A 15,948-nucleotide genomic window follows, 5' to 3' on the forward strand; every position below is an offset into this window, starting at 1 on the left:
ATTCGCCGCCGATGAACGACTGGACCGACGTGGCGCCGGTGGACTGCCTGCCCGAAGGCGGGCATGTCGTTGCCGATCTCGACGGCATTCCCGTCGCCGTATTCAACTTGGGCGGCGAGTTCTACGCCATCGAGGACGCCTGCACCCACGACGGCGCCGAGATCGCCAGCGGCCGGCTGGACGGCGCCGAAATCGTCTGCCCCCGGCATGGCGCCCGCTTCTGCCTCAAGACCGGCAAGGTCCTCTCGCCTCCCGCCTACGAAGACCTCACCTGCTTTCCCGTCCGGGTGGATGGGGGAATGATTCAGATAAGGAACGTCTGCTGGGACTGAGCGGACCGCAAACGCCATCGCCCGCAAGGCAATTGCCGTCAATCCCGAATACGGCGCGGCCGGACCGCGCCCTAACCCGAAGGTCACCAAGCTGTGGGTATATGACGCCAATTTCGACGACTATTATCTCAATCTGCTCGATGAGAACATCGATTTGTTCCCGCCCAAGGATTGGATCAGAATTGCCCTGGCCCTGAAGCTGGACGTTTATCACTGATTTTCCAGAACGGATGGCTTGATACCCTCTCTCCCGACGAAACGCCCGCCCGCGATGTCAGACGGGCGTTTTGTTTTCCTCTCACTCCCAATCCCGCTTTACCGGAACCGGCGAGCCGGCGCTGTCCGGGCGCATCGGCCGTTCAGCGGTGTACCTGCCCCATGCTAAACTGCGGCTTGAAGACTTCCCTGGCACGACCATGAGCGTAGCGCTGAGACTTTACGAACAACTGACCGAGGCGGGCGAGGATAAGACGCGCGCCAAACTGATCGCGGAAGCCTTCGAGCATCTGGAGGACCGCTATCCCCAGTTGAAGGACGTGGCGACCCAGGGACAGGTGCGCGAAACCGAATTGCGACTGCAGAAGGAGATCAAGGAGGTCGAAGCTAGATTGCGGACGGAAATCGAGTCGATCCGGCTTGATATGAAGGAGATTGACGCCAGGCTGCAAAAAGAGATCAAGGAGGTGGAGGCGACTCTCCGGCTGGAGATCGAAAAGACCCGGCTGGAAATCCGCGAGGTGGAGGTACGATTGACACAAGCCATCCATCGCCAGACGCTCTGGGTGGTCGGCTCGGTCGGCGCGGTGGTGGGATTGATCCGGCTGCTGGAATGGTACCTCACCCATATGCCGAACCCCTAGGGTACCGCCCCCCCCATTGGCAGTCGGACGCGGCATACCAGACTCTCACGCACCCGAATATCGATTACGACAGCTTTATCAAAAGCAGCGCGCCGTTCCGGAAGGGATGCCGGAATCCAGGGCCAAGGAAGGTGGCGTCGGTTCACATCCCTGCGCCTGGATTCCGCCAATCCCTGGCGGAATGACGAGGCGGTATTTCAACATCGGGATTCGCCAGTTTGCATACGTTTTTATGGAACGCTCTACTGGTCCTTTGACCGGGAAAAGCTCAGGCCTCCGCCGTTGCGCCCGAGATCCAGGAAGAGGCGGCCGCCGGTCTGATGATAATGCGACGCCGCCTCCAGCGACTGAATGAAATGCTCGGCTACCGGCCCCGGCCGGCAGCGCCCGGCATCGGACCGGGTGACTGCGATCACGATCCGGTCGCCGTGGGTTTCATAGATGCCCTCGCCTTTGAGGCATTCGGCCGAAAACCTGAGCCAGCCGTTGGCGAGCAGTTGCAGGGTGTATTTTTCCGGTTTGGACACCAGATGTATCTTGCCATGCTGATCCCAGGATTCCCACCGCCACAGCGGAACCCCGGGCACCGGAGAGAACTCCCGGCGGTCGCTGGGAGGAGGCTCCGGCCGTTTCGGCACGACCGGCTTAGCCGGCTTTGCGGATGAGGGCCCAGGCGCGGGCTGTGCCGGCGGTTTGCCGGCACAGCCCGCAAAGCACACCAAAATCAAGGAAATGACCGGCCACCAGCCGAACCGATCCGCCGGAATACGGAAACGCCGCGCCGCCATCTTCCCTATCAACCACCCGTGACGTTCATGTGACGCAGGATTACCGGCCGGGCGGCCAGATCGAAATCGTGGCGTTCCGGCTTCCGGCTCATGGCCTCCGCGATCGCCGTTTTCAGGCGCTCCGTGTCGCCGGGATGGGCCCGCACGACCCGCTTGAGGTCCACGGAATGCTCGTTGCCCAGGCAGAGCAGCAGCCGCCCTTCCGCTGTGAGCCGCACCCGGTTGCAACTGCCGCAGAAATTGTGCGAATGGGGGGAGATGAAACCCACCCGGGTATCGGTGCCGGCGACCCGGAAATAGCGCGACGGCCCGCCGGTGGTTTCCGGGGTCGGCAGCAGGCTGAAGCGCGCCTCCAGATCGTTCCGGATCGCGTCGCTCGAATAATAGCCTTCCAGGCGGTCGTGGCCGTCGACCCATCCCAGCGGCATCTCCTCGATGAAGCTGATGTCGACGCCCTTGTCCACGGCGAAGCCGACCAGATCGGCCACCTCGTCGTGATTGCGGTTCTTCAGGATCACTGCATTGAGCTTGAGCCGCTCGAAACCGGCCGTCACCGCGGCGTCGATCCCGCGCAATACCGCGGCGAGATCGCCCACCCGCGTCAGCGCCCGGAACCGCTCGGGCCGGAGCGAATCCAGGCTGATGTTGATGCGGCGCACCCCGCAGGCCTCGAGCTCGGCGGCGGTCCCCTCAAGCCGCATGCCATTGGTGGTCACCACCAGTTCGCGCAGCCCCTCGAGCCGTCCGAGCCCCCGCAGCAGATCCACGGCGCCCTTGCGCACCAGCGGTTCACCGCCGGTGATGCGAATCTTTTCCACCCCCAGCCCCACGAACGCGGCGGCGATGGTGTGAATTTCCTCCAGCGTGAGAATCTGCGCGCGCGGCAGGAAATCCATCTCCTCGCTCATGCAGTACACGCAGCGCAGATCGCAGCGGTCGGTGATGGAGATGCGCAGATAGCTGACGCGGCGGCCGAAACGGTCGGTCAGACCGGGGACTGGCGCGGAAGTGCTGGCCATGGGAACGAGCGAGACTGTCATGCCGCGTATTTTCCCATCGTTGACCGCGCCGTGAAAGCTCCGGTAACGGACCGATGCCCGCGAAGGGAGGATTCGCGTTCCCGCGGACGCACTTTCAGCCGCCGGCCTCCGCCTCGGGTCGGTCCGGCGCCGGCCAGTCGAGATGGAAGAAACGGCCGCGCGGCCGGTCGGTGCGTTCGTAGGTATGGGCGCCGAAATAGTCGCGCTGGGCCTGCAGCAGGTTGGCGGGCAGGCTGGCGCTGCGGTAACCGTCGAAATACGCCAAGGCCGAGCCGAAAGCCGGGACCGGCAGCCCGTTTTGGACGGCGAGCGCCACGATTTCGCGCCAGTGGTCCTGGCCCCGATGGAGGGCGTTGCGGAAATAGGGGTCGAGCATCAGGTTCGACAGCGCGGCATCCAGAGTGTACGCGTCGGTGATCTTTTGCAGGAAACGGGCGCGGATGATGCAGCCGCCCCGCCAGATGCGGGCGATGGTCGCAAAGTCCAGTTGCCAGCCGTAGGTCTTCTGGGCTTCGGCCATGAGCTGGAAACCTTGGGCATAGGCGCAGATCTTGGCGCAGTACAGGGCATCCCGGACCGCCTCGACCAGGTGCGCGGTATCGGCCTCTCGCCGGACCTCCGGACCCTGCAGAATCGCGCTTGCGGCCACCCGCTCCTCCTTGAGGGCGGAAAGCGCCCGGGCGAACACCGCCTCGGCGATGGCGTTGGCCGGTATGCCCTGCTCCAGCGCGCTGGCCGCGGTCCATTGCCCGGTGCCTTTCTGCCCCGCCGCATCCAGGACCTTGTCGACCAGGAAACCGTCGCCGGAAGGGTCCTTTTGCTGCAGGATGTCGCTGGTGATTTCGATGAGATAGCTCGAAAGCTCGCCCTGGTTCCAATCCCGGAAAATGGACGCGATGGCGCCGGCTTCCAGGCCGCCCAGATGCTTCAGCAGCCAGTAGCTTTCCGAGATCAGCTGCATGTCGATGTATTCGATGCCGTTGTGCACCATCTTGACGTAGTGGCCGGCGCCGTTCGGGCCGATCAGGGCCGTGCAAGGCTCGCCACCGGCAACGGGGCGGCCGGGCTCCGCCCCCTCCAGCGGCTGCCCGGTGGCCGGATCGACCTTGGCGGCGATCGCCCGCCATACCGGCTCCAGCAAACGCCAGCTTTCCGCGCTTCCGCCCGGCATCAAGGAGGGCCCGAAGCGGGCGCCGATTTCTCCGCCGGAGACGCCGGAACCGATGAAGCGGAACCCGGCGGCGTCCAGTTCCCGCTCCCGCCGGATCGTGTCCAGCCAGTGGGCGTTGCCACCGTCGACGACGAGGTCGCCCGGATCCAGCAGCGGCAGGAGCTGCCCGATCACGGCGTCGGTTCCCGCGCCGGCTTTCACCAGGAGAACGATGCGCCGCGGCCTTTGAATGGCCTGCACGAACTCCGCCAATCCGGCGCAGGGAAGAATGCGTGCCCGGGACGGCTCGGCGCGTTCGCAGTGGGCCATGAATTCCCGGGTACGCTCGTAGTTGCGGTTGTAAACCGCGATCGTATAACCATGATCGGCGATGTTGAGCGCCAGATTCTGGCCCATCACGGCCAGGCCGATGAGTCCGACGTCGGCATTCCCATTCTTCATCACGACAAGCTCCAAAAGACAAGGTTCGAAAATCACCTTAGAACGCTTTGCGCGGCGAGTAAAGGCGGGAACCTTTCGACCCTGCGTCCGGTCTGAAAAAGTCGTCGATACATGGACTACTATAGGGTGTCGCGACTTTCTCAATATGGACGCCCCGATGAAGATGCGCTCCCTGTCACTGGCCATTGCCATTGCAAGCTCCTCCTCCGCCCACGCCGACCAGGCCGAACCGGCGCAGTATCGGCCCGCTGTTCCGCTGAGCGCGGCAAGCGTCTCGGCGAGCGGCTTCCTCGGCGGCGACCAGCCTTTCGAGCTGGAACTGCCCGCGGTGGTGGCAGACCTCACTCCGGAAAACCCCGGCGAGTTTAAGACCGGCACGGTGTACTCACTGCCCATCCCCGTCACGCCGTCGGTGTTGCGCTGGGAAGCGGTCCCAGGCGGCTACGCGGCCCGTATCCGGGTGTCGTCCGCCAATGCGGTGCGGCTCCGGCTGCACCTGGTTTTCGGTAGTACCCTGCCGCCCCTCGAATTGCGCCTCCAGGGCAACGAGGACGCGACCCTGCCGGCGCCGATCGACAATTCGGCGATTCACGGCAATGCGCTTTGGCTGCCCCTCACTCTGGGAAACAGAGCCGATCTCGAGATCTTCGTGGGCGGTACCACATCGCCGGAGGCGCTCGATTTGAGGCTCGACAAGATCAACCTCATCCTGGTGGATGCCAGCAACCCGGCCACTTCTGGCTTCTCCGCCCAAAGTGTGGGATACGCCGAACATCGGCAATACGACCTCGCCTGCTGGTCGAACGATCCGGCGTATCCTGCGCTGCAGATCGCGGCAGCCGCCACCGCCAATATCAATTACTTAAGAAAGGGCGCTTCTTACCTCTGCAGCGGCACCCTGCTGAATGACAAGGGTGGCACCAACACGCCCTGGTTCGCCACGGCCAACCACTGCCTGCCGGACCAGACCATCGCCGATACGGCATCCTTCGAATGGTTCTGGCAGGCGACCGACTGCAACGCCTACTACACCGATTCGCGCTACAGTCAGACATTTGGCGGGGCGCAACTGCTCTGGACCGACTTCCATCGCGAGCCATCATTTCTAAGACTCAGAAATCCCCCGCCGGCCAATGTCTATTTTTCCGGGTGGAACACGGCCATCAAGGTCGGCGATGCCGTGTGGGGTGTACATCATCCGCGCGGAGACCACACCATGGTCAGCAAGGGGAAGGTCACTGCCCTCAAGGAGACGATCACCGCCAGCGGCGGGACCCATTTGCTGGACCAAGTGCGATACGTCCACGGCGGCACCGAAGGCGGCAGCAGCGGTTCCGGCCTGTTCGCCGTCTCCGGCGGCACCGCCTATTGGAAGGGCTCGCTCTTCGGCGGCTCAGCGGAGGACTACCAGGACAGCGATTACAGCCATTTCGCCGGCTATTACGAGCAGATCAAGCCCTGGCTCACGTCCTGCGCACCGCCCTGGGGAGGCAGCATTCCGGGCGGCCAGAGCGTCACCGCATACCAGAGAGAAACCGCCAGCAAGTGCGCTTCCGTGTCCGAAGTTCGGACCTGCACCGACGGCAATCTCAGCGGAAGTTACACTTACGAAACTTGCACCCACGTCCCGGGCGCAGCCTGTACCCTCCCCTGGGGCGGCACCCTGGAAGACGGCCAGAGCGTCACCGCCTATCAGATCGACAGCGCCGTGAACTGCGCATCGGTCGCCGAGGTCCGCGCGTGCCTGGAAGGCACCCTCAGTGGCAGCTTCGGCTATCAGACTTGCACGAGCTCCGTTGACTCGGCCTCCATGACCGTCGTCCATCCCGCCGGCGGCGAAACCTTCGCGGCGGGACAAACCGTGCCGATCCAATGGCGACTGACCGGCTACGGCTCCAAGGCGAAAGTGAACGTCGCCTTGTCCAAGAACGGCGGGGCGAAATGGAGCGCCTTGAAGTCCGGCGCCCGGAATACCGGCAGTTGGAACTGGAAGGTCAGGAAGGGCCAGGCGACGTCCCGGGCGCTCATCCGGGTCTGCCTGCCCAAGACGAAGAAAACCCCGGCCATTTGCGACATCAGTGACGCGGTCTTCACGGTCCAGAAGTGATGCCGGGCCGCCTCGAACGGATTTCCCCAATGTTTCAGGTCTTGAAAGCCCACCGCCTTGACCCCCACAATTCCCGAGTATCCCTCCGAGCCGTCCGTGTCTTTGGCAAGGAACGCGTGAGATGAGCAGCAAACCCGGACTATTTCCGAACACCACAGCATTTTCCGAAGACAACGCCGGTTTCGTCGAAGCGCTGTACGAACAGTTCCTGCGCGATCCGGAAGCCGTGGCGCCGGACTGGCGCGAGAAATTCCGCGCCTTTCGCGAAGGCAAGACGGCCGAACCGGCCGTTCCCCTCCGAACCGGGGACGCCGACCGCGCCGTGCGCAAACAGGCGGCAGTGGACCGGCTGATCGACCAATACCGCACGCACGGCCATCTGTCGGCGGACAACAACCCGCTCAAGCCGGCTTCGCCTTCGCGCGACCTGGACCCGGCCCGCTACGGGCTCGACGCCAGGGACATGGAAGCCGCCTTCTACCTGGATGTTCTGCACAGCGACGAGAAACTGCCGCTGAGAGACATCCTGGACACCCTGCGGGCGACCTACTGCCGGCATGTGGGCGTCGAGTACATGCACATCATGGACTCCGAGATCAGGGAGTGGCTCCGGCAGAAACTCGAAGGGTCGCGCGCCCAAGGCCGTTTCGGCCCGGATCAAAGGCGGGAGCTGCTGCGCCTGCTCACCGCCGCCGAGGGCATCGAAAAATACCTGCACCGCAAATACGTGGGGCAGAAGCGGTTCTCGCTGGAAGGCGCGGAAAGCCTGATTCCCCTGCTCGACGAACTGATCCAGCGCTGCGGCGCCAAGGGCACGCGGGAAGTCGTGCTCGGCATGGCGCACCGCGGCCGCCTCAACGTCCTGGTCAACATCCTCGGCAAGAAACCCGAACTGCTGTTCCGCGAATTCGAGGGCACCGAGAGCCGGGACGGCGGGTCCGGCGACGTCAAGTATCACCTGGGGTTCTCCTCCGACGTGGAGAGTCCCGGCGGTCCGGTCCATCTGACCCTGGCGTTCAACCCCTCGCACCTGGAAATCATCGACCCCGTGGTCGAGGGGTCGGTGCGGGCGCGCCAGGATCGGCTTACGGGCGATGCCGAGGCCGCCGTGGTTCCCGTGCTCATTCATGGCGACGCCGCCTTCGCCGGCCAGGGCGTGGTCATGGAAACCCTCAACATGGCGGAAACCCGGGCGTATACCACCGGCGGCACGATACACATCGTCATCAACAACCAGATCGGCTTCACCACCAGCAATCCCTTCGACGCACGCTCCACCCTGTACTGCACCGACGTCGCCAACATGGTCCAGGCGCCGGTGTTCCACGTGAACGGCGACGATCCGGAAGCGGTGCTGTACATCACCCGGCTGGCCGTCGACTACCGCATGAAATTCCGCCGCGACGTGGTGATCGACCTGCTTTGCTACCGCCGCCACGGCCACAACGAGGCGGACGAGCCGGCCGTCACCCAGCCGTTGATGTACCGCTTCATCCGCCGGCATCCGCCGGTCAGAGCCTTGTACGCCGAACGGCTGATCGCGGAAGGCATCGTCTCCCCGAACGACCCCGCGCGCATGGACCACGACTACCAGGAGGCTCTTGCCAGAGGCGAATCGGTGTCCAGACCGCTGCTGGGCGACTCCGCCGGCTACGTCAAGACCCGGTGGGACCGCTACCGCGGCGCGGACTGGACGACGCCGGCGGAGACCGGCCTGCCGATGGCGGACCTCGCCGCCATGGCGGAACGGATGACGGCGCTGCCCGCCGGCTTCGAAGCGCACGCCAGGGTCGAAGCGATCCATACGGCGCGCCGGCGCATGGCGGCGGGAGAACTTCCCGCGGACTGGGGCTTCGCCGAGACCCTCGCTTACGCCTCCCTGCTATGGCACGGCCACAACATCCGGCTGACGGGCCAGGACGTCGGGCGCGGCACTTTCTTCCATCGCCATGCCATCGTCCACGACCAGCGGACCGGAGAGGTCTGCGCCCCGCTCCAGCACCTGAAAGCCGGCCAGGGCAGGTTCGACATCTACGATTCGCTGCTGTCCGAGGAGGGCGTGCTGGGCTTTGAATACGGCTACAGCAGCTCGGAACCCGAAACCCTGGTGATCTGGGAAGCCCAGTTCGGCGACTTCGCCAACAACGCCCAGGTGGTGATCGACCAGTTCATCTCCTCCGGCGAAACCAAGTGGGGACGCCTGAGCGGGTTGACCCTGCTGCTGCCGCACGGCTACGAGGGACAAGGCCCCGAGCATTCGTCCGCCCGTCTGGAGCGCTATCTCCAGCTCTGCGCCGGCGACAACATCCAGGTCTGCGTGCCGACCACGCCGGCTCAGATTTTCCATCTCGTGCGGCGCCAGTTGCTGCGTCCGTACCGCAGGCCGCTGATCGTGCTGACGCCCAAGAGCCTCCTGCGCCACAAGCTGGCCACCTCCTGCCTCGCCGAGTTCGCCCAAGGAGGCTTTCGCTGCCTGATCGACGAAACCGACCCGCATGAACCGGCCCGGATCACCCGCCTGGTGCTGTGCGCGGGCAAGGTCTATTACGATCTGCTGGAAACCCGGCGGCGGGATAAGCTGAATCATGTCGCCCTGGTCCGCATCGAGCAGCTCTATCCGTTCCCGCGGGAGGATTTTCTGGCGATGCTGGAGCGCTATCCCAACCTGCAGGAACTGATCTGGTGCCAGGAAGAACCGGAAAACCAGGGCGCCTGGCACCAGATCAAGCACCGCTTCCCCGGCATTCCGGGCCGTTCCTTCAATATCGGCTATGCCGGTCCGCCGATGTCCGCCTCGCCGGCGGTCGGCCACTTCCGCCAGCATATCGAACAGCAGAAAATGCTGGTGGAACGTGCCCTCGTTCTTCCCGTCAATCCCACCGCCACTACGGAAATTGCCCATGCGCATCGAGATCAGCGTACCTCCTCTGCCTGAGTCGGTCAGCGACGCGACGCTGCTGGACTGGCACAAGAAGATCGGCGAGGCGGTCGGCAAAGGCGAAAACCTGGTCGACCTCGAAACCGACAAGGTCGTGCTGGAAGTTCCGGCGCCCGAGGACGGGGTGGTGGCGGAACTGCGCGGCGGCAAGGGCGACATCGTGGTCAGCGGACAGCCGATCGCCGTGATCGACACGGCGATTCGGCCCGCCGCGCCAGCAGTCGCCGTGGCGGCGGAAAAACCGGCGCCGGTGCTGAGCCCGGCGGTGCGCCGCCTGGTCGCCGAACACGCCCTCGATCCGGCGCTGATCCCGGCCAGCGGACGCGAGGGACGGCTGACCAAGCATGACGTGCTGGACTTCCTGGAAACCAGACCCGCCGCGGAGACGGCAAGCCTTCCCCCCCAGAGCCGGGCCGAACGCCGGGTACCCATGAGCCGGCTGCGGGCCAGGATCGCCGAGCGCATGCTGGAAGCCCAGCACCGGACGGCAACCCTGACCACCTTCAACGAGGTGAATCTGCAGAAGGTGTTCGACATCCGCAACGCGCACAAGACCCGATTCGAGCAGCAGCACGGCACCAAGCTCGGCTTCATGTCGTTCTTCGTCAAGGCCTCGGTGGAGGCGCTGCGCCGATTCCCCATCGCCAACGCCTCGCTCGAAGGCGAGGAGATCGTCTACCACGACTATTACGACATCGGCATCGCCGTCTCCACGGACCGCGGGCTGGTCGTGCCGATCCTGCGCGATGCCGACAAGGCCGGTTTCGCCGAGATCGAGAAAGCAATCGCCGAATTCGGCCAGAAGGCCCGCAGCGGCAAGCTGAGCCTCGACGAGCTCAGTGGCGGTACCTTCACCATCACCAACGGCGGCATCTTCGGCTCCATGCTGTCGACGCCGATCCTCAACCCGCCGCAGAGCGCCATCCTCGGCATGCACGCCATCAAGGAACGGCCGGTGGTGGAGGACGGCCAGATCGTGATCCGGCCCATGATCTATCTGGCGCTGTCCTACGACCACCGCCTCATCGACGGCCGTGACGCCGTATCTTTCCTTTTCACCATCAAGGAATTGCTCGAAGATCCGGTCCGGCTGATGCTCGAGGTCTGAACCGCCAGCCGGTCAGACGGTTTTTTTGAGCGCCTCCAGTAATTCCGCCTGGGCATCGCAGTGGCGGACGTCGGGCAGCCGCTCGTAGCTTCCGTCCGAACGCAGTTGCCAGGCCTGGCAATCGTCTTTCAGATAAAGCTCGAGATCGTTGCGTATCCGCTCGGCCAGCTTCTTGTTCTCGATCGGGAAGCAGGTTTCCACCCGGCGGAACATGTTGCGCGCCATGAAATCCGCGCTGGCCGCGTAAATCTCGGGCTCCCCGCCGTTCTCGAAGCAGTAGACACGGCTGTGTTCGAGGAACCGTCCGACGATGGAACGCACCTCGACGTTATCCGAGACGCCGGGAATGCCGGGCCTCAAGCAGCAGATGCCGCGCACGATCAGCCTGACCGGCACCCCGGCGCACGATGCGCGGTAAAGCGCGCGAATCAGCTTGGGCTCGACCAGGGAATTGATCTTGATGACGATCCGCGCCGGCCTTCCCTCCTTCGCATGCTCGATTTCCCGCTCGATCTTGCGGATCAGCGTCTTGTGGAGGGTGAACGGCGACTGCAGCAGCTTGTGCAGCTTGCCCATCTTGCCCAGGCTGGTGAGCTGGACGAAAACCCGCTGCACGTCCTCGCCCAGCGCCTTGTCGGAAGTCATCAGGCCGTAGTCGGTGTACACGCGGGCGGTGCGGGGATGGTAGTTGCCGGTGCCCAGGTGGGTGTAGTACCGCAGCGTCCGCCCCTCCCGGCGCAGGATCAGCAGGATCTTGGCGTGGGTCTTGTAGCCGACGATGCCGTAGACCACCTGCACCCCGGCTTCCTGCAGGCGGGTGGCGAGTGAAATGTTGGCACGCTCGTCGAACCGTGCCAGGAGCTCCACCACGACGGTCACTTCCTTGCCGGCCCGCGCGGCGCGCGCCAGCGCATCGACGATGGGCGAATCCGGTCCGGTGCGGTAGAGCGTCTGCTTGATGGCGACCACCTGCGGATCGTCGGCGGCCTGGCGGATCAGGTCGATGACCGGGATGAAAGACTCGTAGGGATGGTGCAGCAGAATGTCCTGCCGGCGCAGGACCTCGAAGAAGTCCTGGTGCCCCGTGAGCTGCGCCGGCCAGCCCGGCGTGAAGGGCGGATATTTGAGGTCCGGCCGGTCGACCAGGTCGTAGATTTCGCGGGTCCGGCTCAGGTTGACCGGACCGTCCACCCGGTATAGGCGGTCTTCGCCGAGGCCGAACTGGCTCAACAGAAACTCGATCACCGCGTCCGGGCAGTTGTCGGCCACTTCCAACCGCACCTCGTCGCCGTAGTTGCGGCTCGCCAGTTCGCCTTCGACCGCCTGCAGCAGATCGTCGATTTCCTCCTCGTCCAGGAACAGGTCGCTGTTGCGGGTCACCCGGAACTGGTAGCACCCTTTCACCTTCATGCCGTGAAAGAGGTCGTCGACGAAGGCGTGGATGATGGACGAGAGGAACACGAAGTCGTGCAGCCTCCCGCCGGTAACGCTCTTCGGCAACTGGATGATGCGCGGCAGCGCCCGCGGCGCCTGCAGGATGGCGAGATGGATGTTGCGGCCGAAGGCATCCCTCCCGGCGAGGGAGATGATGAAGTTGAGGGCCTTGTTGAGCGGGCGCGGAAACGGATGGGTCGGATCCAGCCCGATCGGGCTGAGTATCGGCGCCAGTTCTTCCTCGAAATACCGCCGCAGCCATTTGTGCTGGGCATCGGTCCAGTCGGAACGGCGGATGAAGCGGATGCCCTCGGCTTCCAGCGCAGGCAGCAGCTCCTGATTGAGCACGCGGTACTGCTCGGCGACCAGTTCGTGGACGCGTTCGCTGATGGCGGAAAGGACTTCCTGCGGCGTCATGCTGTCCGGCTCGGTCTGCGCCGCGCCGAGTTCGGATTTTTGCAGCAGCCCGGCGACCCTGATTTCGAAGAACTCGTCCATGTTGGAACAGGCGATGCTCAGGAAATTGAGCCGCTCCAGCAGCGGCGTCCGGGCATCCTTGGCCTGGTCCAACACCCGGCGGTTGAACTCCAGCAGGCTGAGTTCACGGTTCAGGAAGCACCGCGAATCGTCCAGGCCTACGTCCTCCGAAGCAGCCTCCGCCGCTTCGGCCGTACCGGCGGAGGCTGCCGCTTCCTCGCGCCCTTTTTCCATGTCGCCGACCATGAACTTGGCCGCTCTGACCATGCGCTGGGCTTTCTGACGGTTCAGGCCGGGAATCTTGGTGAGCCGGCCGACGTCGGCATCGGCGAGCTCCTCGACCGAAAAAATCCCGTGCTCGGCCAGCATGATACGCGTCGACTTGCTGATGCCCTTGACTTTGCTGATGACCAAACTTCCTCCCTCCTTCTTCTTTCTCTCGCCTTCCACGGTCTCCATCAATCGAACAGTTTCAGATACTCCTCATAGCCGGCCTCCGCCAGTTCCTCCTTGGGAATGAAGCGCAATGCGCCGGAATTGATGCAATAGCGCTTGCCGGTCGGCGCCGGGCCGTCGTCGAAAACGTGCCCCAAATGGGAATCGGCATGCCTGCTGCGCACTTCGGTCCGGACCATCGAGTGGGACCGGTCGGTCGACGTGACGACGTGATCGGGCTCCAGCGGCCGGGTGAAGCTCGGCCATCCCGTCCCCGAATCGAATTTGTCGCGCGAGCTGAACAGCGGTTCACCCGACACGACGTCCACATAGATGCCTTCCCGGTGGTTGTCCCAGTACGGATTGTCGAACGGCCGTTCGGTGCCGTTTTCCCTGCAGATCGCATACTGTTCCTCGCTCAGCCGGCCTTTGATCTCTTCCTCCGTCGGCTTCCTGAAGCTTTTCCAGTCCCAGCCCATACCCGTATCCCCGTCGAAATCTCTCAAAAAAATCAATTATTAAACATTGGCGCTCCCGCTTCCATACGCTACAATCCGCGCCCTTCACAGGTGTCGGCCGGCGGGAAACGCCGGTCGGTGAAACGGGAAGCCGGTGCGGATACCTTATCCCAATCCGGCGCTGCCCCCGCAACGGTGATTGAGCCGGAACGTATCAAACGTTCCGAGGCGGATTCTTGACGCCACTGCGCGAATGCGCGGGAAGGCAGAAAACCGCCCGGCGGACACGCCTCTCATCAGCCCGGAGACCGGCCTGCGATGACATGAAGACCCCGCGGAGGGCGAGGGTCGCGCCCCGCTTTACCGCAAGCCCCTTCACCCGGGCGATGCGGCGCGGGCCGGCCTTTCGACCTCCGCGGAACCGTTAACGCCATGCGGGTGTGCATGGCCATCACATGCAGAGGTCCATCGTGAAATCCCGGCTTTTCCGCCTTTCCCTCTCGGCGCTCGGCGCCGCCCTTTCCTTCGACACATCGGCCATCGACAGCGATCCCGAGGAACTCGACACCGTGGTGGTTACGGCCACCCGCACCGAAACGCCGAGCCGGCAGGTCGGCAGCTCCGTCACCGTCCTGACCGCCGAGGACATCAAAGAGCGAGGCATCTATTCGGTCGACCAGATCCTGCGTATCGTTCCCGGCCTCGACGTGGCCCAGAGCGGCGGTCCCGGACGGGAGACCTCGGTGTTCCTGCGCGGCGCCAACTCCGGCCAGACCATCGTCCTGATCGACTGGACCGAAATGAACGATCCCTCCTCGGCCAACGCCGGGTTCGACTTCGCCAACCTGACCGTCGACAACATCGAGCGCATCGAAATCCTGCGTGGCGCGGCCAGTTCGGTATACGGATCGGAGGCCATCGGCGGGGTGATCAACATCATCACCAAGAAGGGCACCGGCAAACCGAGGCTGAAAGTCAGCGTCGACGGCGGCGGCTACGACACCTGGCGGGTCATGGGCGACATCGCCGGCGGCGATCCCGGCCTCAACTACAGCCTCACCGCCAGCCACCGCGAAGTCCGCGGCTTTTCCGCCGCCGACCAGCACTTCGGTGCCACCGAGCGCGACGGTTATCGCAATACCACCGTCAGCGCCCGCGTCGGCGGCAAGCCCGCCGACAACCTGGAACTGGGCTGGAGCCTGCGCTACGACGACGCCTTCACCAAGCTGGACAACTACGACTTCCTGCTCCGGCGCCCCGTCGACGACCCCAACTTCACCGGCAACACCAACGAGCTCTATACCCGCGGCTTCGGCACCCTCAAGCTGTTCGACAACCTGTGGGAGCAGACGGCCGGGATGGCCTACACCCGCGTGGACCGCCAGTACGACAACGCCGCCAACCCGGGCGATCCCTTCCCGTTCCGCGCGGCCTACCTGGGCGAAAAGATCAAGGGCAACTGGCTCAATACGCTGCGCCCGCACGAAACCAACACAATCTCGTTCGGCATCGATGACGAGGAGGACACCATGACCATCATGGAGCCCTCGCAGTTCGTCAAGAGCTACAACACGCTGGGATATTTTCTCGAAGACCAGATCAATCCCTTCGACTGGTGGTCCACCACGGCGAACGTGCGGCATGACCACAACAACTTCGTCGGCGGCAGGACGACCTGGCGGGTCAGCCAGGTCTGGACCGCTCCGCATATAGAAACCCGGTTGAAGGCCAACTACGGGACCGGCTTCAAGGTGCCCGCACTCGCCCAGCTCTACGATCCCCTGTACAACACGGGGAACCCTGACCTCCGGCCGGAAACCAGCGCCAACTGGGACGTCGGCATCGAACAGCCGTTCTGGGGAGCAGCGAGAGGCAATGCCGGCATCGTGTACTTCAACAACCGTTTCAACGACTTGATCCAGTTCGATCCCGTCGCGTTCCGCATGGAAAACATCAACAATGCCACAGCCGAGGGCCTGGAAACCTATGTCGAACTGAATCCGCTGAGCGGCCTGGACCTGCGGGCAACGTATACCTACATGGACAGCCGGGACAAGGATACCGGAAACCCTCTGTACCAGAGAGCCCGGGACAAAGGAGCATTCGACGCCAATTACCGTTTCGACAGCGGCGCCAACGTACACGCGAACATCGTGATGGTTGGCCAGCGGCTCAGCATCGGCAACCGCATGGTGCCCGGCTATGTCGTGCTCAACCTCGCGGGATCCTACGAAGTCAGCGACCGGCTGTCGCTGTGGACCCGGGTGGATAACGCGCTCAACAAATGGTACGAGGAAGTCTACGGTTACGGTGCCACTGGCGCCGCGGCTTACGGCGGCCTCACCCTGACCTATTAGCG

The 15,948-nt window shown here is 64.0% G+C and carries 11 protein-coding genes and 1 riboswitch; of the genes, 6 read left to right on the plus strand and 5 right to left on the minus strand.

From position 1 onward, the window contains the following. Positions 1 to 11 precede the first annotated feature (11 nt). Both ABZN20_RS06940 and ABZN20_RS06945 read left to right on the plus strand, forming a co-directional pair. Positions 12 to 332: a non-heme iron oxygenase ferredoxin subunit gene (locus ABZN20_RS06940; protein WP_218807208.1), complete on the plus strand. Its 321-nt coding sequence runs from the start codon at positions 12 to 14 to the stop codon at positions 330 to 332. Positions 333 to 748: 416 nt separating this feature from the next. Beyond that, positions 749 to 1,192 (plus strand): hypothetical protein, encoded by a 444-nt coding sequence (locus ABZN20_RS06945; RefSeq protein ID WP_367027193.1) that lies wholly within the window; start codon positions 749 to 751, stop codon positions 1,190 to 1,192. Between the two features lie 242 nt (positions 1,193 to 1,434). Here the strand turns inward: ABZN20_RS06945 and ABZN20_RS06950 are convergent, their stop codons facing one another. From ABZN20_RS06950 to gndA, 3 genes are all read right to left on the minus strand, one after another. Further along, the gene (locus ABZN20_RS06950) at positions 1,435 to 1,719 is read right to left on the minus strand and encodes a hypothetical protein (protein ID WP_367027194.1); all 285 of its coding nucleotides are present in this window, start codon (positions 1,717 to 1,719) and stop codon (positions 1,435 to 1,437) included. A gap of 269 nt (positions 1,720 to 1,988) precedes the next feature. Beyond that, a complete protein-coding gene (moaA, locus tag ABZN20_RS06955) occupies positions 1,989 to 3,020 on the minus strand; it encodes a GTP 3',8-cyclase MoaA (protein WP_218807211.1) in 1,032 nt (343 codons plus the stop codon). Between the two features lie 94 nt (positions 3,021 to 3,114). Then, positions 3,115 to 4,632, minus strand: a complete 1,518-nt coding sequence (gene gndA / locus ABZN20_RS06960) for an NADP-dependent phosphogluconate dehydrogenase (RefSeq protein WP_218807212.1) — start codon at positions 4,630 to 4,632, stop codon at positions 3,115 to 3,117. 157 nt (positions 4,633 to 4,789) lie between these two features. On the opposite strand from gndA, the gene ABZN20_RS06965 reads away from it, so the two are divergent. The 3 genes from ABZN20_RS06965 to odhB all read left to right on the plus strand — a co-directional run bounded on the left by ABZN20_RS06965 (position 4,790) and on the right by odhB (position 10,785). Then, positions 4,790 to 6,739 (plus strand): trypsin-like peptidase domain-containing protein, encoded by a 1,950-nt coding sequence (locus ABZN20_RS06965; protein WP_218807213.1) that lies wholly within the window; start codon positions 4,790 to 4,792, stop codon positions 6,737 to 6,739. Positions 6,740 to 6,860: 121 nt separating this feature from the next. Then, positions 6,861 to 9,674 carry a 2-oxoglutarate dehydrogenase E1 component gene (locus tag ABZN20_RS06970; RefSeq protein WP_218807214.1) on the plus strand — a complete coding sequence of 938 codons (2,814 nt, stop codon included), beginning with the start codon at positions 6,861 to 6,863 and terminating at the stop codon, positions 9,672 to 9,674. Further along, the gene (gene odhB / locus ABZN20_RS06975) at positions 9,640 to 10,785 is read left to right on the plus strand and encodes a 2-oxoglutarate dehydrogenase complex dihydrolipoyllysine-residue succinyltransferase (protein ID WP_367027195.1); all 1,146 of its coding nucleotides are present in this window, start codon (positions 9,640 to 9,642) and stop codon (positions 10,783 to 10,785) included. Before ABZN20_RS06970 ends, odhB begins: the two co-directional genes overlap by 35 nt. Positions 10,786 to 10,797: 12 nt before the next feature. Here odhB and ppk1 read toward each other — a convergent pair whose 3' ends face one another. Together ppk1 and msrB are read right to left on the minus strand one after the other, a co-directional pair. Beyond that, positions 10,798 to 13,110, minus strand: a complete 2,313-nt coding sequence (gene ppk1, locus ABZN20_RS06980; protein ID WP_218807216.1) for a polyphosphate kinase 1 — start codon at positions 13,108 to 13,110, stop codon at positions 10,798 to 10,800. Between the two features lie 44 nt (positions 13,111 to 13,154). Further along, complete coding sequence (gene msrB / locus ABZN20_RS06985) at positions 13,155 to 13,610, minus strand: peptide-methionine (R)-S-oxide reductase MsrB (protein WP_367027196.1); 456 nt, start codon at positions 13,608 to 13,610, stop codon at positions 13,155 to 13,157. A 71-nt stretch (positions 13,611 to 13,681) separates the two neighbouring features. Further along, a riboswitch (cobalamin riboswitch) is annotated at positions 13,682 to 13,920 on the plus strand. Positions 13,921 to 14,059: 139 nt separating this feature from the next. Between msrB and ABZN20_RS06990 the strand changes: the two genes are divergently transcribed. Further along, on the plus strand, positions 14,060 to 15,946 hold the full coding sequence (locus ABZN20_RS06990; protein WP_367027197.1) for a TonB-dependent receptor plug domain-containing protein: 1,887 nt from the start codon (positions 14,060 to 14,062) through the stop codon (positions 15,944 to 15,946). Positions 15,947 to 15,948 lie beyond the last annotated feature (2 nt).

Source organism: Methylococcus sp. ANG, from assembly GCF_040730495.1.
GTDB lineage: Bacteria > Pseudomonadota > Gammaproteobacteria > Methylococcales > Methylococcaceae > Methylococcus.

Excerpts from the sequence above, each read along its gene's own strand:
- ABZN20_RS06970 (WP_218807214.1), top strand. The coding sequence starts at position 6,861 with ATGAGCAGCAAACCCGGACTATTTCCGAACACCACAGCATTTTCCGAA.
- moaA (WP_218807211.1), bottom strand. The coding sequence starts at position 3,020 with ATGACAGTCTCGCTCGTTCCCATGGCCAGCACTTCCGCGCCAGTCCCC.
- ABZN20_RS06940 (WP_218807208.1), top strand. The coding sequence starts at position 12 with ATGAACGACTGGACCGACGTGGCGCCGGTGGACTGCCTGCCCGAAGGC.
- ABZN20_RS06965 (WP_218807213.1), top strand. The coding sequence starts at position 4,790 with ATGAAGATGCGCTCCCTGTCACTGGCCATTGCCATTGCAAGCTCCTCC.
- odhB (WP_367027195.1), top strand. The coding sequence starts at position 9,640 with ATGCGCATCGAGATCAGCGTACCTCCTCTGCCTGAGTCGGTCAGCGAC.
- msrB (WP_367027196.1), bottom strand. The coding sequence starts at position 13,610 with ATGGGCTGGGACTGGAAAAGCTTCAGGAAGCCGACGGAGGAAGAGATC.
- gndA (WP_218807212.1), bottom strand. The coding sequence starts at position 4,632 with ATGAAGAATGGGAATGCCGACGTCGGACTCATCGGCCTGGCCGTGATG.
- ABZN20_RS06945 (WP_367027193.1), top strand. The coding sequence starts at position 749 with ATGAGCGTAGCGCTGAGACTTTACGAACAACTGACCGAGGCGGGCGAG.